This window comes from Flavobacterium chungangensis (assembly GCF_042654045.1).
In the GTDB taxonomy this organism is placed as follows: Bacteria; Bacteroidota; Bacteroidia; order Flavobacteriales; family Flavobacteriaceae; genus Flavobacterium; species Flavobacterium chungangensis.
The window spans coordinates 315884-339938 of record NZ_JBHSFY010000005.1 but is presented as its reverse complement, the minus strand read 5'-3'; the positions used below and the strand labels follow the sequence as shown (position 1 = coordinate 339938).

Genomic DNA, 24055 nt, shown 5'->3' with positions numbered 1-24055 from the left:
ATTAATATTGATTTAGAATTTCTATGATAAAATCAACGTCAACTTCGGTTAAAACTGGACTCATTGGCAGACTCAGAACTTCATTATGGATTTTCTCTGTAATTGGAAATGACAGATTATTCCATTGTGGAAAAGCTTTTTGCTGATGTGGCGGAATTGGATAATGAATAACCGTTTGAATATTGTTTTGAGTTAAATATTCTTGTAAATTATTTCTACTTTCTGTTCGAATTACAAACAAATGAAAGACATGGTTGTTTGAAAAATCCCAAAATGGCAACGTTATTTTTTTGTTTTTAATTCCAGTTAAATATCGTTTTGCAACTGTTCTTCTTTTATCATTATCTGAATCCAAATGGGGTAATTTCAGATTTAAAAAACCTGCCTGCAATTCGTCTAATCGCGAATTCAAACCCATGTATTCGTTATAATATTTTTTTTCCGAACCATAATTTCGAAGCGAAAAAAGCACTTTTGCCAACTCCGAATCATTTGTAGTAATCGCTCCGCCATCGCCCAAACATCCTAAATTTTTTCCTGGATAAAAACTATAGGCGATTGCTGATTTTATATTGTTGCTTTTAGATTTTAGATTTTCAGCTCCGTGAGATTGTGCTGCATCTTCAACGACAATTAAATTATGTCTTTCTGCAATTTCATTTATGCTCTCCATTTCGGCTATTTGTCCGTATAAATGAACAGCTAAAATAGCTTTGGTTTTTGGAGTTATTTTCTCCTGAATTAAATCTGGATTTATATTATACGTTTCTAGTCTTGGTTCAACCAAAACAGGAACTAAATCAGCTTGTAGAATAGCCAAAATACTCGCAATGTAAGTGTTTGCTGGAACAATAACTTCATCTCCTTTATTAAGTTCTCCGAGTTCGATATACCCTTTAAAAATAAGAACTAAAGCATCCAATCCGTTTCCAACTCCAATACAATATCTAGATTTACAATATTCAGCGAAAGCCTTTTCAAATGCTTCCACTTCTTTCCCTAAAATGTACCAGCCATTTTCTAAAACCAATTTCAGTTTTTGCTGAAAAGCGGTTTCATATGGTTCATTTATTTTTTTAAGGTCAAGAAAAGATATCATCTCTGTTTTGTTTTAAATAAGAATGCTTTCTAATTTAGTATAATTTGCAGTATCGACTTCATAGAAATCATGTACTATGGTGCTAGATCCAAAACTTTCTTTCCAATAGGTCAATCCTTCGTTTAGATTTTTTCCTTGATTTTCATTTGAAATTCCGAAATCAAAAAAACGTTTTTCAGCAAAACGTTCATTAATGAGGTAATGAAAAAGATAATCTAAACTTCCTAAATCTTCTTTGTCCGGATCTTTTGAAATATACTGGCAATGTGCCACATTTTTTGTTTCAAAAATCGTCGTTCCGCCTACAATTTCGTCATTTTTATAAATATTGAACTGATGAATATTTTCAGAAAAAAGCGATTTTAATCTGTTTATTTCATCAATGGAATGAACTGGCGCTGCATGATGTGTTTTTTCTAAATTCGGAATAAGAATTTTGCTCCAAAACAATTCAAACTGATTCTCTTCTTTAATAATCAATTCGTTGGAAATTGCCTTTTTTAGTCCTCTTTTTCTAATTTTAGAAATTGTTTTTTCTTGCTGTAAATCAATTACAGAAAGAGAATCTCTTCTCACAAGCTTTGCTTCTGCCAGAAATAAACTGTATAAAATTTCTTCTGCAGGTTTCAAATGATAAATGGAAGGAAGAGTTTTAAAGTATAATTTATCCAAATTATTTTTGTTCAGAAAAAACAACACCTCTCTAAAAATGTCGATAACCACTTTTTGTTTGGTTTGTTCTTTATAAACCAGTCCTCCATAAGTTAAACCTTGATGAGAATGTAGCGCATTTTCTTTTTTATTGGCAGGAAGAATAGCAAGTAACTTTTTATCTTCAAAAACCAAAAGCGAAAAATCTTCAAAGCTATCTTTGTGGTATTCCATAAAATCGCGATGAAACAAAAAAGTTGCATTTTTAGCCTGAGCAACAAAATCGTTCCAAACCGAATAATCTTTCTGATCGTATTTTTTAATGATAAATTTCGCCATACTGAATTACATGTGATCAAATGCTTTTAAATGCCATTTGTATTTAACCGCCATTAATCGAACCACAATAATAACCAGAGAAGTAACTAAATATAAGATATCGTCATTTAAATTTAATTTTCGTAATCCAAAAAAAACAATTCCACCCAAAATACAGATGGTTGCGTAGATTTCTTCTCGAAAAACGTTTGGAATTTCGTTACATAAAATATCACGAATTACACCGCCAAAACAAGCAGTCATTGTTCCTAACGCGATACAAATTGCTGGGTGAAGTCCCGTTATAAGCCCTCTTTCGAGACCTATTAAAGTAAAAACTCCAAGTCCAATGGTATCAAAGAGAAACAATGAGGTTCGAAGTTTGTCAAATCTTTTTCTGAAAATAATGGCTAGAAAAAATCCCAAGATAATCACATATACGTATTGCATGTCACGCATCCAGCCAACAGGAGTTCTGCCAATTAAGACATCGCGAAGCGTTCCGCCTCCAACTGCAGTAACAAATGCAATGATAAAAACACCAAACGGATCTAGTTTTTTATGCATTGCTGTTAGGGCGCCGGACATAGCAAACGCCATTGTCCCAATAATATCAAGTAAGTGAAACATTTTTTCTGAGTTACAAAGATGCAAAGCGTCAAAGTTACAAAGTTGTAAGGAATAATCTTAGTAAATCTGACTCCGAAAAAAACCTGTCCTTTTTTCTAAGCTACAAAAAAGCAAAGTATCAAAGCTACATAGTTGTAAAGAACGATCTTAGCCAATCCAACTCATAGAAATACTTACTATTTTTTTACATAAATCGGACTTCTTTTTAATAAATATGAAATAGAATCCATCCATCCGTCTTTTAATGCTAGCAAAGGTTTACGGGTTTGAGAATAGATTTTATCTGTGTTTCTGTACATATCAAAATAAACCGTATAGTAATAATAGGTTTGGTTGTTTGCTGTTGTAGTCGAAATATCGCTGGTGGTTACTTTTTTATTGTTGTTGCTTACTTTAGCATTTCCGCTATCATAAGTGGTTGCTGTAGTTCCCGTTCCAATGGTGTATGAAACTTTTGCAGCAACAATATTATCCACTCCTAATATTTTTTCCAGATCTTCTATTGGCGTTTCGTCAATGTTATTATGATCAATTCCAGCTTTGTGCAATAGACTGTTTGTGGTTCTTAAATCCTGAACCGTCAACGGAAAAATATTAGCTGATTTATCTAATAACTTATTATACAAATCGTTTTGAGCAAATTTTGCCATATCCTCAGAACCTTGCTGATTATCTGCATTTACATAAGGAACTGGCAATACAGCAATTGTATTGTGCTGTTTCTCTGCACTGACTATGTTTGGAGATGACGTACTTTGAGCACTGTTTGTTGCGTTTGGAGAAATGTCAAAGGTTTGAGATCTTCCGCTTGCAAAATCGATCTTCGCAATCTGAGAAACGTCTAGCGAAATCTGAACCGTCTCGCCTGGAAGTGAATACTCTACTGTTTTATCAGACATTTTTAAAACCGTACATTCAATAATCTGATAATCTCTTTTTATAATTTTATCTAATTTTTTTCCGCTTTGAGCAAAACTTACGCAAGCAGATAACAGTACTAGTAATACGAGAAAAGGCTTTGTAATTTTCATTTGTTTGGAAATTTATGAATTAATTATCTACATATAAATTTACGAAGAAAAAATAAAAAATTATCAGCAAAAATTAGAAAAATCAAATAATTATTCAAAGAAAAAAATTACATGTTTTGAGTATAAAAATTATAATCTTTTAAAATTATTCGAATAAAATCGATGTTGTTTCCAGATTGATTTTTAATGCCTGTTACACTTTCAATTTTTGCCACTAATTTGTAAAGAACCTCATGATCATTTTTAGCCGCTGCCTTTTGATAGGTTTCTTTAATAATTCTCATATCATTATCTGAAAGCTTAATAACCAAAGGATAAGTTGGCACATAGGCTTCACCAATTTCTTCTAAAATAGTATGGCTAATATTAATTCTATTCTTTAAAGTAATTACTGCTGTTCCTGCCGCCATGTCTCCCAATCGTTGCGATTTCTGACTCGTAATAACTGAAATAAGTCCCGGAAGACCGAAAAAAGTAAAAAAGTCAATTACTCTAAAAAACCATCGAATTAAATAATCTCCAAAACCCGCTTGATAACCGTCAATTTTAACGACTTTAATCTTCAATAATTTTTTACCCAATGACTGTCCTTCAAAAACACTTTCTAAAACCAGCGAGTACACTATAACTGGCGAATAGAGCAGTAAAAAAATCGCGCCACGCGACCAACCATCCAAATTAACCATCAGTCTATCTAGCTGTAACCAATCAAAAAGTATTATTGAAAGCGCAGTTATATAACAGATTATAATGAACAAATCAATAAAAAAAGCTCCTAGTCTTTCACCAACAGAAGCGGCAATAAAATTTATTTTGACATTTTGTGTCGTATTAATAGATAATTCTGACATATTTCATATTTTAGCCTACAATGAGAGAAATCGCCTTTATAAAACAAAACAGAGAAAAATGGCTCGAGTTTGAGCTGGCAATTTTTGGTAAAGCTAAAAAAAATCCTGATGAATTAGCTAATTTGTACATTCAAATGATGAATGATTTATCGTATGCGCAAACGTATTATCCTAAAAGTAAAACGGTTGTATATTTAAATCATCTTGCTTCTCAGATTTATCAAAAGATTTATAAAACCAAACGCACAGACCAGAATCGAGTTATAGATTTCTTTAAAATCGAAGTTCCTTTATTGGTTTACGAATACAGAAGGTATTTGGTATATGCTTTTGTCTTGTTTTTTGTTACCGTTTCAATCGGAGTTCTTTCTGCTCGCTACGATCGTGATTTTGTACGTCTGATTTTAGGCGATGATTACGTCAATATGACTTTAGAAAACATAAAAAAAGGCAATCCGATGGCCGTATACGGTTCGGGCAGTAATTGGGGAAGTTTTATCGGCATTACTGTAAACAACCTTTTTGTAGGCGCCAAATGTTATTTCTACGGTATTTTTGCAGGAATTGGAACTTTCAATATCTTTCTTCAAAACTGTATCATGCTGGGTTCTTTTCAATACTTTTTCTACGAACAGGGCGTCTTCTGGAAAAGCGTTCGAGGAATTTGGATTCATGGTTCTATGGAAATTTTCGCAATTGTTATTGAAACAACCGCTGGATTTATTTTAGGCGCTTCTATCCTATTTCCTAAAACTTTTTCGAGAATGAATTCTTTTAAAATTGGTTTCAAAAATAGCTTCAAAATATTCTTAAGCACTTTCCCTTTTACAATAAGCGCAGGATTTTTAGAAGGTTTTATTACAAGATATTCTATCGATATGCCTAATTGGCTAAGCAGTTTTATTATCTTGTTTACGCTTGCAATAATTTCATTTTATTACTTGATATACCCTTTCATTGTACACAAAAAAATTCATTCTTTAACCGCCGAAAAACTTTAAGACCAAGTAATGACAAGATTATTATTTATTTTATCTTTTCTTTTGTGCTGTAGTATTTCTCAGGCTCAGGATTCTATTCCTATTACTGAAGATCCTCCAAAAATTACTGCAATTAAATATACCGAAAAAGACATTCAAATAGATTCTGGCACTGTAGAAACCAAACATTTTGAAAAGAATTTCAAGAAAAAATATACCGACAAAGAATTTATTTACGAATACAAAGCGCCCGAAAAAAACTGGTGGGATCACTTTAAGCATTGGCTAGCAAGACTAATTTTTAATTTATTTAATTTCAGCAGCGTAAAAACATCACTAAATTTTGTTGTTATTTTATTCAGAATAATTGCTGTTTTGGTCGTAATTGTTTTGATTTATTTTATTGCAAAAGCCTTAACCAAACAAGAAGGAAGATGGATTTTTGGAAAAAATGCCAATAAAAAAACATTATTTTATTCTGATGCCGAGAAAAACATTCATCTTTTAGATTTCGAAAAACTTATTAGAGAAAGCATTGAGGCGGGCGAAAGAAGAATTGCAATTCGATATTATTATTTATGGCTTTTAAAGGTAATGGCACAGAATAATTATATTGAATGGGATATCGAAAAAACCAATTCTGATTATTTGTACGAATTATACAACCCTGCGCATAAAGAAGAGTTCACCTATCTTTCTTATTTGTACAATTATATTTGGTACGGCGAATTTGAAATTGACGACGTAACATTTAGAAAGACTGAAAACAGATTTAAAAAAGCATTAAAAACCTTTGGTAATGGATAATAAAGTTAAAATATACATTGCTATTCTGGTTTTAATTTTCGGAATAACATTATTAGTAGACAAAGGACAGCCAAAACCTATTGACTGGACGCCTACGTACTCCGTTGATGATAAAATTCCGTTTGGTTTATACATTTTTGATCATGAAGCAGACGGCCTTTTTAAACAGAAAGTAGAAAGAATTTCGACACAAACTCCTTACGAATACCTAGATTCGCAATATGATGCCAGAGAGAATGTAGAAACGTATAAAATAAAAGGAACTTTTGTTAACATTTCTGAAGTTAATAATATTGACGAGCAGTCGATGAAAGAAATTTTATATTTTGTTTCTCACGGAAATAATGCTTTTCTAAGCATGAAAGTATTTCCGAAAGTATTGCTGGATTCTTTAAAAATCGAATTAAAAACCGATTTTATGCCCGTTGACAGCGTTTCGGTTTGGATGGCAAATAAAAAAGTAAACTCTAAAAAATATACTCTTAATACAGGATTAAGCGATTACTTTTCAAAAATAGACACTTTAAGCACCAAAGTTTTAGGCTATCAAAACAGTACTAAAAACAAAAGACAAGTCAATTTTATCGAAGTGCCTTATAAAAATGGTTATCTCTATCTGCACACGCAGCCAGTAGCTTTTACCAATTATAATCTGCTGAAAAAAAATTATTATCAGTACACCGAAAATCTGGTGTCCTATATTCCGAAAGGAAATATTTTTTGGTACAATAAAAGCTTTAACGACCAACGAATTTCAAGTTCTCCGTTGCGATATATCTGGAGTCAGCCCGCTTTAAAATCGGCTTGGTATTTAGGTTTAATCGGAATTCTTATTTTTATGATTTTCAATGCAAAACGAAAACAGCGTATTGTACAAATTATAAAACCGTTACAGAATTTAACCGTTGACTTTACCAAAACAGTTGGAAATTTATATTATCAGGAAGGTGATCACACGAATATCATTGATAAAAAGATTATTTACTTTTTAGAAAAAATAAGAACCGATTATTTGCTTGATACAACCAAACTCGATGATGATTTTATAACCAAATTGCATTATAAAACAGGAAAAGACGAAAAAGATATTCGAGACTTGGTGCAATTAATTAATGATCACCGAAATAGTTATCACGGAAGTCTGGAAGAAGACCTCCTTAGACTAAACAAAGCAATAGAAAAGATTTTACATTAACTAGAATAGTTTGCCAGCGATTAAAAGGATTAAAATAATTTTATAAAAAATAATCTGCGCTAATCATTTTAATCTGTGGCAAAAAAAAAACATAAAATAACAGACCAAATTATGGACGACATCAATACAACATCAAACGAAATCACAAACGAAAATGTGAATTTTGAAACGAGAATTAACTTAACGCCTCTTTTAGAACACGTAAACACGATTAAGAAAGAAATAGAAACAGTAATTGTGGGTCAGCACAAAATGGTTGATCAGCTTTTGGTGGCTATTTTATCAAACGGTCACGTTCTTTTAGAAGGTGTTCCTGGAGTTGCCAAAACAATTACGGCTAAATTATTGGCTAAAACTTTAAATATTGATTTTAGCAGAATCCAGTTTACTCCCGATTTAATGCCTTCTGATATTTTAGGAACTTCAATTTTCAATCTGAAAAACTCAGAATTTGAATTCAAAAAAGGACCCATTTTTTCTAATTTGATTTTAATTGACGAGATCAATCGTGCTCCTGCAAAAACACAGGCTGCACTTTTTGAAGTTATGGAAGAACGCCAAATTACAATTGACGGTTCTGCTTATCAATTAGAAGCTCCTTTTTTGGTAATTGCAACTCAGAATCCTGTAGAGCAAGAAGGAACGTATCGTTTGCCTGAAGCGCAATTGGACCGTTTTCTTTTTAAAATTACAATTGATTATCCAAAATTGAATGAGGAGATTTTAATTATCCAAAGAGAACATTCTTTACAAGATCACGGAAAACTAGATGCCATTAAAACTATTCTTTCTGGAGAGGAAATCAAAGGATATCAAGCTTTGGTAAAACAAATTAGAGTAGAACAAAATTTACTGGAATACATTGCCCGAATTGTAGTAAATACGCGCGAAAATGCCTTTTTATATTTAGGGGCGTCGCCTCGTGCTTCTATCGCTATTTTGAACGCATCAAAAGGTTTTGCGGCAATCCGCGGACGCGATTTTGTTACGCCTGAAGACATTAAAGAAGCGGCTATTCCAGTTTTACAACATCGTGTAATTGTTGCGCCAGAACGTGAAATGGAAGGAATTACAAGCTCGGAAATCATTAAACAGATTATTGAAACAGTAGAAATTCCGAGATAATTTAAGTTTTCAGTAGCAGTTTCAGTTTACAGTTATTCTGAAACTGAAAAATTTGCAAACAACACTTGTCTCCCGAGCGAAATATAAGGGTATAAAGGGCTTCGACTTCGCTCAGCCTGACAAACAGAGGTAAAACTTGAAACCTGAAACTTGAAACTTGAAACAAAAAAATGAAATTCATAAAAAGTCTGTATCTGAATAATTTCTTTTTCTATGTGCTAATAGGCATTATAGGATTGTTTATCTGTGCCTTTATTTTTCCAAATATGTATAATGCAGTTTGGTTGTTGGTTTTAGTTTTGGTTACTTTTTTAGGACTTGACATTTTACTTTTATATTTATCCAGAACAGGACTAGAAGCAGAAAGAATTACGCCCGAAAAATTATCAAACGGAGATTTAAATCCCATTACAATCCATCTTAAAAACCATTATACTTTTCCTATTTCGGTGAAGATTATTGATGAAATTCCGTTTCAATTTCAGATTCGCGACTTCAAAATAAAAAAAACAATAAAAGCGGCCACGCAAAAAGAAGTTGGTTACGATCTTCGTCCAACAGAACGCGGAGAATATCATTTCGGTTCTTTAAACATTTACGTTTCTTCGCCTTTACGACTTATTTCTAGAAGATTTTCTTTTGATAACAATCAAATGGTTCCGACCTATCCTTCTTACATTCAATTAAGAAAATATGATTTGATTGCTTTTTCAAACAATTTATTTCAATACGGAATTAAAAAAATACGCCGAATTGGCCACACAATGGAGTTTGAGCAGATTAAAGAATATGTTCAAGGCGACGATTTAAGAACGCTGAACTGGAAAGCGACTGCAAAAAGAAACTCCTTGATGGTCAATCAGTTTCAGGACGAAAAATCGCAATCGGTTTATATGGCAATCGATAAAGGCCGCGTCATGCAAATGCCTTTTGACGGATTAAGTTTATTGGATTACGCCATTAATTCTTCCTTGGTTTTATCGAATGTGATTCTGAAAAAACAAGACAAAGCAGGTCTTTTTTCTTTTTCTAAAAAAGTAGAAAATCGAGTTTTTGCTGAAAGAAGAGCCTCGCAAATGCAGAAAATTCTTGAAACGCTATACAATGTAAAAACCGATTTCTTCGAAAGTGATTACAGCCGATTGTATGTTGACATTAAAAAAAACATCAATCAAAGAAGTTTGATCATTCTATACACCAATTTTGAAACAATGGATGGTCTAAATCGTCAATTGCCTTATTTAAAAGGAATTGCCAAAAGCCATTTATTGGTTGTGGTTTTCTTTCAAAATACAGAACTTAATTCCATCATCAATAAAAAAACAGCAACGATTCAAGAAGTTTACGATAAAGTAATTGCCGAAAAATTCATGTTCGAAAAACGATTAATTGTAAACGAATTAAAGAAATACGGAATCCATTCTGTCTTAACACAGCCAGAAAATCTTACGCTTGACGCCATAAATAAATATTTGGAAATTAAGTCAAGAGGGATTTTATAGCCATGTTTATCTGTTAATTTATGGTTATTTTAAAGATTGAATTTACTATTATCTCTTTTATTAAATTAGTTTTGAAAGAAAATAATCTAAATATAACAACATAAAACAGATAAAAAATGAAAAAAGCAATCTTAATTCTGTTCCTTTTATTAAGCATTCAATCTCAAGCCCAAAAAACAGAAAATATTATCATTATAACTACAGATGGTTTTAGGTGGCAGGAAGTTTTTAAAGGAATTGATCCTGCGATTGCCAATGACAAAAAATTCAATCAAGGAGATAGCGCTTACATTTATAAAAAATATAGTGATGCTGATGTCAAAGAAGCTCGTAAAAAGCTAATGCCTTTTTTCTGGTCTGAAATTGCTTCGAAAGGTCAGATTTATGGAAATAGAGATTTAGGAAATAAAGTTGATGTAGCCAATCCGTACTGGTTTAGTTATCCTGGTTATAGCGAAATTATGACTGGAAATGTAGACTTAAAAGTCAATTCAAACAGCTATAAAGCCAATCCTAATGTGAATGTTCTGGAATTTTTAAATCAGCAGTCTAAATTAAAAGGAAAAATTGCTGCTTTTGGAGCATGGGATGCTTTTGATAGAATCTTAAACGAAGAAAGAAGCGGATTTCCTGTAATTTCTGCATTTGATAAAGTGGGCGGAAACAAACCCACAGCAGCTCAGCATTTATTAAATGAAATGCGTGACAATTCATATAAACCATTTCACATGGATGAATGTCTAGATGTTTTTACGCATTATCAAGCTTTAGATGAATTGAAAACTAAAAAACCAAAAGTACTTTACATTGCGTATGGAGAAACCGATGAATGGGCCCATCACGCACAATACCGCTCGTATTTGGACGCAGCCAATCAAGTCGATAAATGGATTCAGGAAATCTGGAATTTTGTTCAAAATGATCCGCAATACAAAAACAAAACAACTCTTTTCATAACAGTCGATCACGGACGCGGAGACAAAGTAAAAGCGCAATGGACAGATCACGGTTCTGACGTTCCAGGTGCTTCAGAAATTTGGTTCGCCGCAATGGGACCAGAAATTGCTCCAAAGGGAGAAATCAAAACGAACTCTCAACTTTATCAAAAACAGTTTGCTCAAACTTTAGCAAAAATTATGGGATATAATTTCAAAACGGATCATCCTGTTGAAACAGAGATTAAAGAAGTTTTCGATAAATAATTTTTCCAGCAACGACCCGAGCGATAGCGAATAGGCGAAGTAATTGCATTAATTTTTACGAATTTCTATTTTGTTTTGCCACAGATTAAGGGATTAAAAATGATTTAATCTGTGAGAATCTCTTTAATCTGTGGCGAAAAATTATTGCAATTTGTGGCAAAAGAAACTTTATTGCTATACCTACAAGGTTTTAAAAACCTTGCAGGAAGAAAAAAACTCTGTACCTTTGCCCCTCTGCAACTTTGAGCCTTAAAAAAATGAAACAAATCACTTCAATTCAAAATCCGTTTATCAAATCTTTGGTTTTACTTCAAGAAAAATCCAAAGCCAGAAAACAAACCGGAACATTTTTGATTGAAGGTTTAAGAGAAATTTCATTAGCCATAAAAGGCGGTTACGAAATCGAAACGGTTTTGTTTTTACCCGAATTAGTTTCTGAATCGGAAATCGATAAACTAATTCAAAATTCTTTTCAAATTATAGAAATCAATAAAGAGGTTTATCAAAAATTGGCCTATCGTGATACTACAGAAGGAATTTTAGCGATAGCGAAAACCAAATCATTAAAATTATCAGATTTGAAGTTATCAGATAATCCATTGATTTTAGTGATAGAATCTTTAGAAAAACCAGGAAATATTGGTGCCGTTTTACGAACTGCAGATGCAGCCAATTTAGACGCTGTTTTAATCGCCAATCCGAAAAGCGATTTGTACAATCCGAATATTGTTCGTTCGAGCGTTGGATGTCTTTTTACCAACCAAATCGCAACAGGAACATCTGAGGAAATTATTGCTTTTTTGAAAGAAAAAAAGATCAATTTCTACAGTGCAACTTTACAAAATTCAACTTCATATCATACTCAAAATTTTACTACACCAACCGCTTTGGTCGTTGGTACAGAAGCAACAGGTTTAACGCAAGAATGGCGTGAGGCTGCAACCCAAAATATCATAATTCCAATGCAAGGAGAAATCGACAGCATGAATGTTTCTGTCGCAGCTGCAATTTTAATTTTCGAAGCTAAAAGACAAAGAGGGTTTTGATTTTAGATTTTAGATTTTAGATTTTAGATTTTCTAAAAGTCGCTTTGCTCCTTTTTGGAATTTGGGATTTAAAAATTGTAATTTATTTTTAATCCCCTTTTCGGCTGTCAGGCTGAGCGAAGTCGAAGCCCTTTTTTACAGACAAAAAAACAAAAATTGCACCCTCGAAAATCTAAAATCTTCACTCTAAAATCTACAATTATATAGCCTTGCGTATGTTCAAACTAATTCTTATTTTTAGTACTTGAACTATGCCGTTATGACAGAAATAGATATTGAAAAAGAAAACAAAGCTATTGCGCAGGAATACAAGGAATTACTTCGAATAAGTTACCAAACTTTAAGCCCAACAGACAAAAAATTAATTCGAAAAGCTTTTGATGTAGCCGTTGATGCCCACAAAGAACAGAGACGTAAATCGGGCGAAGCGTATATCTTTCATCCTATTGCAGTTGCAAAAATTGTTGCCTCAGAAATTGGTCTGGGAGCGACCTCTATCGCCGCGGCCTTATTGCACGATGTTGTTGAAGATACTCCTGTAACTGTTGATGAAATTGAACGCCTATTTAATCCGAAAGTAGCACAGCTTGTTGAAGGTTTAACAAAGATTTCATTAGTCCAAAAAGATTTGAACGCTTCAATGCAGGCTGAGAATTTCAGAAAAATGATTCTGACCTTAAACGATGATGTTCGTGTAATTTTGATCAAATTGGCCGATCGTTTGCATAATATGCAAACCATGGATTCGATGGCAGAATACAAACAAACCAAAATTGCTTCTGAAACTCTATATATTTATGCTCCTCTAGCCCACCGTTTGGGACTTTATAACATTAAAACCAAACTTGAAGATTTAGGATTAAAATACACAGAACCGGCAGTTTACAATGACATTGTAAGCAAAATTCGTGAAACAAAAGAAGAACAAGATGCTTATATCAAAGATATTTCAGATGTTTTAAAGAAATCTTTAGATAGCGAAGGTGTAGACTATATCATCAAAGGAAGACCAAAATCTATTTATTCTATTCGTCGAAAAATGCGTGCGCAAAACGTAACTTTTGATGAAGTTTATGATAAGTTCGCCCTAAGAATTGTGTACAAAGCCGATCCGCATGAAGAAAAATTCATTGCCTGGAAAATATATTCTATCGTAACAGATCATTATCGCCCAAGCCCCAGCCGTTTGCGCGACTGGATTTCATCACCAAAATCAACTGGTTATGAAGCGCTTCACATTACTGTAATGGGCCCAAAAGGACGTTGGGTTGAAGTTCAGGTTCGAAGCGAACGTATGGACGAAATCGCTGAAAAAGGTTACGCAGCACATTATAAATATAAAAACGGCGCAACAGAAGAAAGCGGTCTGGATACTTGGCTGAATCTTCTTCGCGAAGCGTTGGAAAATCCCGAAACCAATGCGGTTGATTTTGTGGAAGATTTTAAAATGAATCTGTATTCTAAAGAAATCTTTGTCTTTACTCCAAAAGGAGAAATCAAATCGTTGCCAAAAGGCGCGACTTCTCTTGATTTTGCTTTCAGCATTCACTCTGAAATCGGAATTAAAACTCGCGGAACTCGTGTAAACGGACGACTAGTTCCATTAAACTACGAATTAAAAAGTGGTGATCAGGTTGAAGTAATTACTTCTCCAAACCAAAAACCAACGGTAAACTGGTTAGAATATGTAACGACTTCGAGAGCTAAAAATAAAATTAAAAACGTTCTTAACGAGAACACTAAAAAAATTGCGGAAGAAGGAAAAGAATTACTTGTTAGAAAATTAAAACACCTAAAAGTTACATTTAACGAACAGGTAACAAACGAGTTAGTTAACTTCTTTAAACTAAAAACAAGTTTAGATTTATTTTATAGAGTTGGAATTGGTGCAATCGAAAATCAGCAGTTAAAGGATTATGCGGCGCAGAAAAGCAATTCGTTTATCAATTTCTTTAAAAATAAAATTAAGCGAACGAAAGATACCGCAGATGAGGATATTCACAAACCAGTCATTAGCAGTAACTATGACATGCTTGTTTTTGGAACCGAACATGATAAGTTAGACTATAAACTTTCACAATGCTGCAACCCAATTCCTGGTGATGATGTTTTTGGTTTTGTTACCATTAACGAAGGAATAAAAGTGCATAAAAAAGATTGTCCGAACGCGATCGGAATGCAGTCGAATTACGCTTACAGAATTATGAGTGCCAAATGGATTGATTCTTCGCAAGAGGAATTCAAAGCCATTATCAATATTACAGGAATGGATGTTTTAGGACTTACCAACCAATTGACAAAGGTAATTTCGAACAATATGAGCGTAAATATTCAAAGTATTTCGCTTAGTACAGATGCTGGAATTTTCCACGGACAAGTTGCCGTAATTGTTAAAAACAATACGATTTTGAAAAAAATGATTAGCGCCATCAAGAAAATTGACGGAGTTGACAAGGTTACTAGAGAGTATAGAACTTAAACTAATTCATAAACATTAATCATGGAAAATCAATCCTTAGAAATTCCTAAAATAGCATTTGATGAAAATGGAGAGCTTTTAATTACGGCATCTGAATCTTCATCAAAAGATGATTTTGATTTTTTTCAAGGAAAATCTGTTATTCGCAACAGAAAATTAAAATCCAGATTGACGAATTGCGATGAGTGGATTGAATTTCCTTCAACACAGGAAATGTACAAGATTTTAAATGGAATTGGAAACATTGATAATTTTCTAGCCACTTTTGATGGAGAACCTTTTGAAGGTATGACAGTAAGATTATTTAATCCGATAACAAAATTATGGAGCATTTACTGGTCAGATTCTACTACGGGAATATTAGACAAACCTGTAGTGGGTTCTTTTGAAAATAAAGTGGGGCATTTTTTTTCTAAAGATGTTTTTGATCAAAAACCAGTTATTCAAGTATTCCGATGGGATGCTCGAGACGAAAAGAATCCTGTCTGGAGCCAAGCAATGTCTGATGATAAAGGAAAAACTTGGGAATGGAACTGGTATATGTATATGTCGAAATCAAGTTAGCCATTGTTAGTTTTTTCATAAATTAAAAAAATTATGTTAATTAAGCTAAATTAACCTTTGAAAATATTTTTAACGTAAAAGCCTGTATTTAGTGCATTATAACTAATCAAAAACATGTTTAAACGTTAAACTTTAAACCCGAAACTTTTATTCATTAAAAATAAAAAATTATCTTTGCCGGATATGACACTTATTTCAACTGACAACACTAAGAATCAAGAAATTGTAAAAAATGTTTTTACACTATATCTTGAACAAAAAGGGCATCGCAAAACTCCTGAGCGTTATGCTATACTTCAGGAAATTTACGATAGCGAGGAGCATTTTGATATAGAGAACCTTTATATCAAAATGAAAAACAAAAACTATCGTGTAAGTAGAGCTACTTTATACAACACGATCGAGTTATTGTTGGACTGCGCTTTGGTTAGAAAACATCAATTTGGACAAAATCAGGCTTACTACGAAAAATCATATTTTGATAAACAGCACGATCATATCATTATGACAGATTCTGGTGAGGTAATCGAATTTTGTGATCCAAGAATTCAAACCATCAAAAAGACTATCGAAGAAATTTTTGATATTGAAATCACAAATCACTCGCTTTATTTCTACGGAAACAAAAAGCAAAACTCAAATTCATAGTTTTTTCAAATTAGACTTTTCGAAAAAAAAATAAAAAAATAAAATTAACTACATAATCAGTAGGGCAACTTAGATTGTCTCAACGCAAATTAAAACAGAATGACCGTAGATTTATTACTAGGATTACAATGGGGAGATGAAGGTAAAGGAAAAATTGTTGACGTACTTACCTCAAATTACGATATTATTGCACGTTTCCAAGGAGGACCAAATGCAGGACATACTCTAGAATTTGACGGAATTAAACACGTACTAAGAACAATTCCTTCTGGAATTTTTCATAAAAACTCGGTAAATATCATCGGAAATGGTGTTGTAATTGATCCAGTAGTTTTTCAAAAAGAAATTGAAGGTTTAGAAAAATTCAACCTTGATATCAAAAAGAAATTAATCATTTCTAGAAAAGCACACTTAATTTTACCAACTCACCGTTTGCTTGACGCTGCTTCTGAAGCTTCTAAAGGAAAAGCAAAAATTGGTTCTACTCTTAAAGGAATTGGACCAACTTACATGGACAAGACTGGTAGAAATGGTTTACGTGTTGGAGATATCGAACTAGAAGATTTTAAAGAGCGTTACAGAGCTTTAGCTGACAAACATGAAGCAATGATTGCTTTTTATGATGTTGCTATTCAATATAATTTAGCTGAATTAGAAAAAGAATTCTTTGAAGCTATTGAAGAATTAAAAAAATTAGATTTCATTGATAGTGAAGAATACATGCACCAAGCTCAAAAAGCTGGAAAATCGATTCTTTGTGAAGGTGCTCAAGGATCTTTATTAGATGTTGATTTCGGAACTTATCCTTTCGTAACTTCATCAAACACTACTGCTGCTGGAGCTTGTACTGGTTTAGGAATTGCTCCTAACAAAATCAAAGAAGTTTACGGAATTTTTAAAGCTTATGTTACACGTGTAGGTAGCGGACCTTTCCCAACTGAACTTTTTGACGAGGTTGGTGCTACAATGGCAAAAGTGGGTAACGAATTTGGTTCTGTAACAGGAAGACAAAGACGTTGCGGATGGTTAGACCTTGTTGCTTTAAAATATGCCGTTCAAGTTAACGGAGTTACTCAGTTAATGATGATGAAAGGTGATGTACTTTCTGGTTTCGAAACTTTAAAAGTTTGTACGGAATACAACTACAAAGGACAAAACATTTCTCACTTTCCTTACAACATTGAGCCAGAAAATGTTACTCCGATTTACAAAGAGTTTAAAGGATGGAAACAAGATTTAACTGGATTGACAACTTATGATCAATTGCCAATTGAGCTAAAAGAATATATTGAGTTTATTGAGAAAGAAATCGAAGTGCCAATCAAAATTGTATCGGTTGGACCAGACAGAAAACAAACAATAACAAAATAATACATTTAAACGCTCTGATAATCAGGGCGTTTTTTTTATGAAATAATTTTCCAAATGAGAAAGAATCCAGAAATCGAAATAACAGATACCAAATTGCTTTCAGACAATTGGTACATATTGAACAAAGTAACTTTTAATTACAAAAAGGAAAACGAAAAAACAGAATCACATATTCGTGAAGTTTATGATCGCGGAAATGGCGCTGGGATATTACTATACAATACTGCCAAGAAAACAGTTGTACTAACTAGACAATTTCGTTTACCAACTTACCTTAACGGAAACAAAACCGGAATGATGATTGAGGTTTGCGCAGGACTTTTAGACAAAGACAATGCTGAACAAGCTATTATTCGCGAAACAGAAGAAGAAACTGGCTATCGTTTAAGCAAAGTCCAAAAAGTAATCGAAACGTATATGTCTCCGGGTTCTGTAACCGAAATTTTATATCTTTTTGTGGGCGAATACAACGAAAACATGAAAGTAAGCGAAGGCGGCGGATTGGATGCTGAACAGGAAAACATAGAAGTTTTAGAATTTACTTTTGATGAAGCTTATGCCATGATCGAATCTGGGGAAATTTCAGATGCTAAAACGATTATGCTATTGCAACACGCTAAAATAAAAGGATTGATTTAATTTTTTTTGAGTATTTTAGATTAACCAAACCATCTAAAATGCCCAAACTTAGAATAGTATTTATTTTTCTTTTGCCATTATTTGTTCTCTCGCAAAACAAAAAATGGCCAGCTGAAAAACTCAAACAAGATTTAATCTTGTTTAAGGAAATAAGAGAAAAAGCCAATTCAGGACTTTATAAATACAGAACAAAACAACAGATTGACAGTATTTATTCTTGGGCTTTTTCGAAGATCAAAGATCCAAAAGAACTTATCGAATTCTACAAAATACTTTTGCAGATTACCGATTTTGAAGGAAGTCTGCACAATGACACAACACTTCCTGATGATTTTGAGAAAAAATATTCATCAGGAAATGTTTTCTTTCCATATCCCGTAAAATTAATCCAAAATCAGTTACTTCTTAATTTTGAAAATGCTGAAATTCCGCTAGGCTCTCAAATTTACAGCATTAATGGCATTGAGACCAAAAAACTACTTACCTCTCTCTTTAAGTATTACACAACAGACGGTTACAACACTACAGGAAAATCAATCGGAATTGGAAGTTCTTTCGCTAAATATTTCCAAATGGAATATGGTGCTCAAAAAAGCTTTTTAGTTGAATATTCACTTCCTAATCAAACGCAAAGACTGACCAAAACCATTTATCCTGTTTCGAATGAAATTCGAAAAGAAAACTTCAAAAACCGATTTTCTTTACCAATTGATAGCCTTCAATATAACCGTGCAAAAGACAAATATTCATTTAAAGTAATTTCAAGAAAAACAGCCTTACTTTCTGTTCATACTTTTGTAATTGGTCGAAATGCAAAAGACAAACAGCATATAGCCTATAAAAAATATTTGGACAGCTGTTTTCAATATCTTTCTACACATTCTGAAATTCAGAACTTAATTATCGATGTTAGAAACAATGGCGGTGGCACCGATCCAAATGATATTGTGACTTTTTCTTATTTGGCACAAAAGGTTTATCGCGAAAATGCTTCAGCTTATGTAAATTTTCAAAAAATACCTTTCCCAAATTATTTTGTTTACGAAGAAACAAATGCTAAAAAACAGCAAGAAGAACGCAAGGATTTTGAAGATGAATTAAAAGAAGAATTTCCGAAATTCGAAAATGGAAAATATTTTCAAGACGAAAAATTCAATCCTTTATTACAGCCTGATCAAAACAGTTTTAAAGGGCAAATTTATATGCTAATTAGTTCGAGAATCGCTTCTGCCGGATCGCTATTTGCTTCGCTTGTTGCAGGTAACACAAATGCCATAGCAATTGGCGAAGAAACCATGGGCGGTTATTACGGACATAATGGCCACACTCCTATCGAATATGAATTACCGAATACAAAAATCAAAACGCAGTTTTCTATTGTAAATCTAGAACAAGATGTTCCTAAAAAAGCAAATCAAATTTTTGGAAGAGGAATAATTCCTGATCATGAAATTTTACAGACTTTTGATGATTTTATGAAAAATAGAGATACTCAATTGGAATATACTTTGAAACAAATCGAACAAAAATAACTTAACCTAAAACCTAAATCATGGGATTATTTGACCTATTCAAGAAAAAAGAAACTCCGCAGAAAAACGAAACTTCTCAAAAAGACGAAACTTCTCAGAAAGACGAAAAAGGGGTATTACTTGCAATGCCTTTGTTTAATAACAACGAAAGTTACAGTATAGACCGCGTAATGGATAACCTGAAAAATTTCTGGGGATTATCTATTGTCAATTTTTCAGGAAATGATACTTCTGCTGTTTTTAAATTGGATAATGAATTAGTAGCTATAGCTTATGTGCCGGCACAAATTCCTGGCGAAGAACTTTCAACAACCATTCAATATGCATACAATTGGCATACTGCAGGAGAAGATTTAAAAAACTACACGGGACATGCAATCGTTTCTGTTATGTCTTCACAGGGAAGTCAAGTAGAACGATATACCCTTTTAAGCAAATTATTATGCTCTATTCTTGCCACTTCAAATTCAGTAGGCGTTTATCAAGGAAAACAAACCCTTTTGATACCTAGAGATCAATATTTGGAAAACATTCCTGATTTACAGCAAGGAAAATCTCCTGTTCAAGTATGGATTTATATTGGCATCAAAACCTCTGAGCAAGGAAACTACATATATACTTATGGATTGCCTGAATTTGAAAAACAAGAAATGGAAGTCTTACAATCGCCTTTGGAGCTGCCAGAACTGTTTAATTTCTTTACTAGCATTATTTCATATGTTATTAATAGCGATATTACATTGAGAAACGGAGAAACTTTAGGATATACTGAAGACCAGAAAATAAAAATTACAGCTTCGAAAGGATTTTTTGTGGAAGGGCAAACTTTAAGATTAGAAGTATAATTTCTTCAATTACAAAATCTAAAAGACAATTTAGTTATACGAGTTCTTTTCTTTCATCAATTTAAAATGAAAATCCCGAAACCTATTCCAAAAATTATGTAACCCTTTTCAGCTATCATAATCATAACTTTATATTTATAAAAATACGACCTATGAAAAAGTTATATTACACAGCAAACGCCCTACTTTTATTAATGTTAGTCTTATTAGGTTCTTGCAAAAAAACCGATACGATAACATTGACTGAAAACAAAAAAGAGAAAAAGAAAGTAATTGAATATAAAAAACCAGAAACCGTTTCTTACCAAGTTGAAAAAACAAAAGAATGGCTGAAGCTTAATGAAGCTGATAGTTCAAAAATGGATATTGTCTATGCTTTAAATCGAACTGATAAAGCTAATTTCAAAAAACTGGATTCTGTTGTTATTCCAGCAGATTTTAGTGGGGATTTAGTTTATTATCTTCCCTTCCCAATTCATGTTTCGGCTTTAGAGGAAGTTTCAAAAATTATTCTTTTTTCTTATCCAACCCAAACTTTTGCGGCTTATGAAAATGGTGAATTAGTTAGAACAGGACCAACAAATATGGGAAGAAAAAAAGATCCTACTCCAACAGGATTATTTTTCACGAATTGGAAAGCAGAAAAAACAACCAGTACTTTTAATGACGAATGGGATTTAAAATGGAATTTTAATATCGAAAACAAATTAGGAGTTGGCTTTCACGAATATGATTTGCCTGGTTATCCTGCTTCTCATTCTTGTTTGAGATTATTAGAGAAAGATGCTAAATACCTTTACAAATTTGCTGACGAATGGATTCTGAAAGACAAAGAAAATGTAAAAGTAAAAGGTACGCCTGTAATCGTTTTTGGAAGTTATGATTTTGATGGACCAAAACCGTGGCTTAAATTGGCTTCAGATCCAGAAGCTTTAAATATCTCTCAAGGCAATATTGAAAATACTGTAAAACCCTATTTAAAAGAAATCTTAGAAAATCAAAACCTAAGAGAAGCCGATCCCACAAAAACTTTATAAAATATACTATAAATAAAAGAATCAGCTGAAATGATATACTATCGTTTCAGCTTTTTTTTTGTTTGCTTTTAAACCTAAAATTTGGCTAAAGCCCTTCTCTTTGTCCTTTCTTAAACCTCCTGCTAAAGCTGGAGGCAATTCACACTTTCAAGTCTTTAGCCTCTGTCTCTTTGCACCTTTGAACCTAAATAAAAAAAACTCAGAACCTCAACCCCTTAGAACCTTAGCATCTCAAAAAAATCCATAAATAAGCGATCGTTCATTTATTATTTATATCTTTGCATCATAATTAGTTAGAATTATGAGAACTAGAGATACAAATAAAGAAGAAATTGTAAAGCAAAAAGCAATAGAAATGATCGTTGCACAAGGTATAGAAGGCTTTGGAATGAATCGTCTGGCTAAAGAATGCGGTGTTTCTGTAGCAACACTTTACATCTATTATTCGGATAAAGAAGATCTGATTCGCAAAATTGGAATTGAAATCGGTCAAAATTTCTTTGAAAAGATGTTTGATGGTTTCGCTACAGATATGTCTTTTAGAGAAGGATTACGAAATCAATGGGAAAATCGTATTTATTTCAATCTCAATTTTCCACTACAAACTACCTGTTTTGAACTTTTAAGACATTCTACTCACGGCGATGCAATCCTACAAGAAGTAACAGGAAAGTACAAGCAAATGATGACTGAATTTATGGTTTTGGCAATTGAGCGAAAAGAACTCATTTCTGTCCCTTATGAAGTATTTTGGAGTATTGCTTACGGCTCACTTTATTCTCTTTTAGAATTTCATAGAGATGGAAAATCAATGTCTGGAAAATCTTTCTTTCTCAATGACAAGATTAAAAATGAAGCTTTTAACCTTGTTTTAAAAGCATTAACTCCCTGATTAAAATTCAATAGCAATATCAATAGCAATAACAAAATCAATATCAATAGCAATAACAGATTAAATACAATATAATTTCAATAAAATGAAAACTTCATTATAGAAAATAAAAAAATCGCCATTATTGGTGGCGGACCTGTTGGGCTAACCACTGCAAGAATTTTACAAATTAATGGTGCAGATGTTACGGTTTATGAAAGAGACATTAATGCACAAGCGCGAACATCTGGAGGAACTTTGGACATTCATTCTGATTCTGGTCAATTTGCGATTCAGAAAGCGAGTTTAATGGAGGAATTTAAAAAATACGCACGACCAACTGGAGAAAAAATGGCTGATATGAACGGAAATATTACTTCTGACGAAATGCCTGATGAAACTAATGCTTTTTCGCGCCCAGAAATTGACCGTAACGATCTTCGAAAAATTATGCTGGAGAATCTAACCGAAAATACAGTAGTTTGGGATAGCCAACTAATTAATATTGAAAAACTTGAAGACCAATATGTTTTAGAATTCAAAAATGGCACAACAGCAACTGCCGATTTTGTAATCGTTGCAAATGGCGGAAGATCGAACGCTAGAAAATTTGTGAGCGATCAAGAACCTCAGCTTTCTGGAACTTATATTATTCAAGGAGAAATTATGAATCCTGATCAAGATTATCCAGAATTTAAACCAAAATACGGAAACGGAAATGTGATGGCAATGGGAGAACACAAAATGTTTTACACTCATACCATGCGCGATGGTTCTGTTCATTTTGGAGTTTCTTTTAAAGCCGATGAAGATTGGGTTTCGAACCACGGGATTAATTTTGAAGATGATCAATCTGTGATTTCTTTTTTGAATCAAACTTTTGAAAATTGGGGAGATGATTACAAAAAATTCTTTGCCGCTTCTACGGAGTTTTCTGGTTTGCCTTTAAGATTGTTTTCTTTGGAAGAATCTTGGAAAGAACATTCAAATCTTACACTTGTTGGCGACGCAGCACATTTAATGCCTCCATTTGCAGGCGAAGGTGTAAATATGGGCTTGTTTGATGCTTTCCATTTAACCCAAAATTTAACCAACGGAAAATTTAAAACAATTGATGAAGCAATCGCTGATTACGAGAAAAAAATGTTCGGCTATGCATTAGAAGCACAGCGTATGACAAAGAAAATGGAAGATTTACTGCATTCGGATATTGTGGCTGAAGATATTCTAAACAGCCGTTACGAATAAATTTCATAGCTTTATAGTTATAATGAACCTTTCAAAAAATAATAGAACTTGCAAAAAAGGGCATCACTATTTTAAAACTAGTGACTGCCCTACTTGTCCTATTTGCGAAGCTGAAAAAAAGCCCAAATCTGGGATTTTTATCTATTTTATCTGCACCTGCAAGAAGAGCTTTAGAAAGTAAAAGCATTAAAACTGTAGAAGATTTATCACAATATACTCAAGCAGAAATTATGTCTTTGCACGGAATTGGTCCAAGCAGTTTGCCAAAACTTTTGGAAGAGTTAAGAAAGAATGGTCTTGCTTTTAAAGAAAATAATTCTAACCTATAAAGTAGTTTTTATTTCTTACTTTCGTTTTCTAAGCGAAAAAAAGCGCTTTGAACTA

General features: G+C 32.9%; 23 protein-coding genes. 18 read left to right on the top strand and 5 right to left on the bottom strand.

The window, feature by feature from the left end:
- Position 1 precedes the first annotated feature (1 nt).
- The 5 genes from ACFO3N_RS10695 to ACFO3N_RS10675 form a co-directional block, all read right to left on the bottom strand.
- Positions 2-1099 (bottom strand): DegT/DnrJ/EryC1/StrS family aminotransferase, encoded by a 1098-nt coding sequence (locus ACFO3N_RS10695; protein ID WP_379797589.1) that lies wholly within the window; start codon positions 1097-1099, stop codon positions 2-4.
- 12 nt (positions 1100-1111) lie between these two features.
- On the bottom strand, positions 1112-2089 hold the full coding sequence (locus ACFO3N_RS10690; RefSeq protein ID WP_379797587.1) for a GNAT family N-acetyltransferase: 978 nt from the start codon (positions 2087-2089) through the stop codon (positions 1112-1114).
- 6 nt (positions 2090-2095) lie between these two features.
- Complete coding sequence (locus ACFO3N_RS10685) at positions 2096-2698, bottom strand: trimeric intracellular cation channel family protein (RefSeq protein WP_379797585.1); 603 nt, start codon at positions 2696-2698, stop codon at positions 2096-2098.
- Positions 2699-2874: 176 nt separating this feature from the next.
- The gene (locus tag ACFO3N_RS10680; protein WP_379797583.1) at positions 2875-3729 is read right to left on the bottom strand and encodes a hypothetical protein; all 855 of its coding nucleotides are present in this window, start codon (positions 3727-3729) and stop codon (positions 2875-2877) included.
- Between the two features lie 107 nt (positions 3730-3836).
- Entirely contained in the window at positions 3837-4580 is a 744-nt protein-coding gene (locus tag ACFO3N_RS10675; RefSeq protein WP_095931417.1) for an RDD family protein, read from the bottom strand.
- A 20-nt stretch (positions 4581-4600) separates the two neighbouring features.
- Between ACFO3N_RS10675 and ACFO3N_RS10670 the strand changes: the two genes are divergently transcribed.
- The 18 genes from ACFO3N_RS10670 (at position 4601) to ACFO3N_RS10585 (ending at position 24000) form a co-directional block, all read left to right on the top strand.
- Entirely contained in the window at positions 4601-5581 is a 981-nt protein-coding gene (locus tag ACFO3N_RS10670) for a stage II sporulation protein M (RefSeq protein ID WP_379797581.1), read from the top strand.
- Between the two features lie 9 nt (positions 5582-5590).
- On the top strand, positions 5591-6367 hold the full coding sequence (locus ACFO3N_RS10665; RefSeq protein WP_379797579.1) for a glycosyltransferase family protein: 777 nt from the start codon (positions 5591-5593) through the stop codon (positions 6365-6367).
- A complete protein-coding gene (locus ACFO3N_RS10660) occupies positions 6360-7562 on the top strand; it encodes a DUF4350 domain-containing protein (RefSeq protein ID WP_379797577.1) in 1203 nt (400 codons plus the stop codon). Before ACFO3N_RS10665 ends, ACFO3N_RS10660 begins: the two co-directional genes overlap by 8 nt.
- Positions 7563-7673: 111 nt before the next feature.
- Positions 7674-8687 carry an AAA family ATPase gene (locus ACFO3N_RS10655; RefSeq protein ID WP_379797650.1) on the top strand — a complete coding sequence of 338 codons (1014 nt, stop codon included), beginning with the start codon at positions 7674-7676 and terminating at the stop codon, positions 8685-8687.
- A 170-nt stretch (positions 8688-8857) separates the two neighbouring features.
- Complete coding sequence (locus ACFO3N_RS10650; RefSeq protein ID WP_379797575.1) at positions 8858-10189, top strand: DUF58 domain-containing protein; 1332 nt, start codon at positions 8858-8860, stop codon at positions 10187-10189.
- Positions 10190-10305: 116 nt separating this feature from the next.
- On the top strand, positions 10306-11391 hold the full coding sequence (locus ACFO3N_RS10645) for a phosphoglyceromutase (protein WP_379797573.1): 1086 nt from the start codon (positions 10306-10308) through the stop codon (positions 11389-11391).
- Between the two features lie 257 nt (positions 11392-11648).
- Positions 11649-12437 carry a TrmH family RNA methyltransferase gene (locus ACFO3N_RS10640; protein WP_379797571.1) on the top strand — a complete coding sequence of 263 codons (789 nt, stop codon included), beginning with the start codon at positions 11649-11651 and terminating at the stop codon, positions 12435-12437.
- Between the two features lie 259 nt (positions 12438-12696).
- Positions 12697-14916 carry a RelA/SpoT family protein gene (locus ACFO3N_RS10635; RefSeq protein WP_248725963.1) on the top strand — a complete coding sequence of 740 codons (2220 nt, stop codon included), beginning with the start codon at positions 12697-12699 and terminating at the stop codon, positions 14914-14916.
- A 21-nt stretch (positions 14917-14937) separates the two neighbouring features.
- Entirely contained in the window at positions 14938-15480 is a 543-nt protein-coding gene (locus ACFO3N_RS10630; protein ID WP_379797569.1) for a hypothetical protein, read from the top strand.
- A gap of 183 nt (positions 15481-15663) precedes the next feature.
- A complete protein-coding gene (locus ACFO3N_RS10625; protein WP_008462215.1) occupies positions 15664-16128 on the top strand; it encodes a Fur family transcriptional regulator in 465 nt (154 codons plus the stop codon).
- 99 nt (positions 16129-16227) lie between these two features.
- Positions 16228-17499: an adenylosuccinate synthase gene (locus tag ACFO3N_RS10620; protein WP_379797567.1), complete on the top strand. Its 1272-nt coding sequence runs from the start codon at positions 16228-16230 to the stop codon at positions 17497-17499.
- Positions 17500-17553: 54 nt separating this feature from the next.
- Complete coding sequence (locus ACFO3N_RS10615) at positions 17554-18138, top strand: NUDIX domain-containing protein (RefSeq protein ID WP_379797565.1); 585 nt, start codon at positions 17554-17556, stop codon at positions 18136-18138.
- Positions 18139-18176: 38 nt separating this feature from the next.
- The gene (locus tag ACFO3N_RS10610; protein ID WP_379797563.1) at positions 18177-19670 is read left to right on the top strand and encodes a S41 family peptidase; all 1494 of its coding nucleotides are present in this window, start codon (positions 18177-18179) and stop codon (positions 19668-19670) included.
- 20 nt (positions 19671-19690) lie between these two features.
- Positions 19691-20515 (top strand): DUF4261 domain-containing protein, encoded by an 825-nt coding sequence (locus ACFO3N_RS10605; protein WP_379797561.1) that lies wholly within the window; start codon positions 19691-19693, stop codon positions 20513-20515.
- A gap of 152 nt (positions 20516-20667) precedes the next feature.
- A complete protein-coding gene (locus tag ACFO3N_RS10600) occupies positions 20668-21552 on the top strand; it encodes a L,D-transpeptidase (protein ID WP_379797559.1) in 885 nt (294 codons plus the stop codon).
- Positions 21553-21853: 301 nt separating this feature from the next.
- Positions 21854-22444 (top strand): TetR/AcrR family transcriptional regulator, encoded by a 591-nt coding sequence (locus ACFO3N_RS10595; RefSeq protein ID WP_379797556.1) that lies wholly within the window; start codon positions 21854-21856, stop codon positions 22442-22444.
- Positions 22445-22540: 96 nt separating this feature from the next.
- Entirely contained in the window at positions 22541-23671 is a 1131-nt protein-coding gene (locus tag ACFO3N_RS10590) for an FAD-dependent oxidoreductase (RefSeq protein WP_379797648.1), read from the top strand.
- Positions 23672-23751: 80 nt separating this feature from the next.
- Positions 23752-24000, top strand: coding sequence for a DNA-directed RNA polymerase subunit alpha C-terminal domain-containing protein (locus tag ACFO3N_RS10585; RefSeq protein ID WP_379797554.1), 249 nt, complete (start codon positions 23752-23754; stop codon positions 23998-24000).
- The last annotated feature ends 55 nt before the right edge of the window (positions 24001-24055 follow it).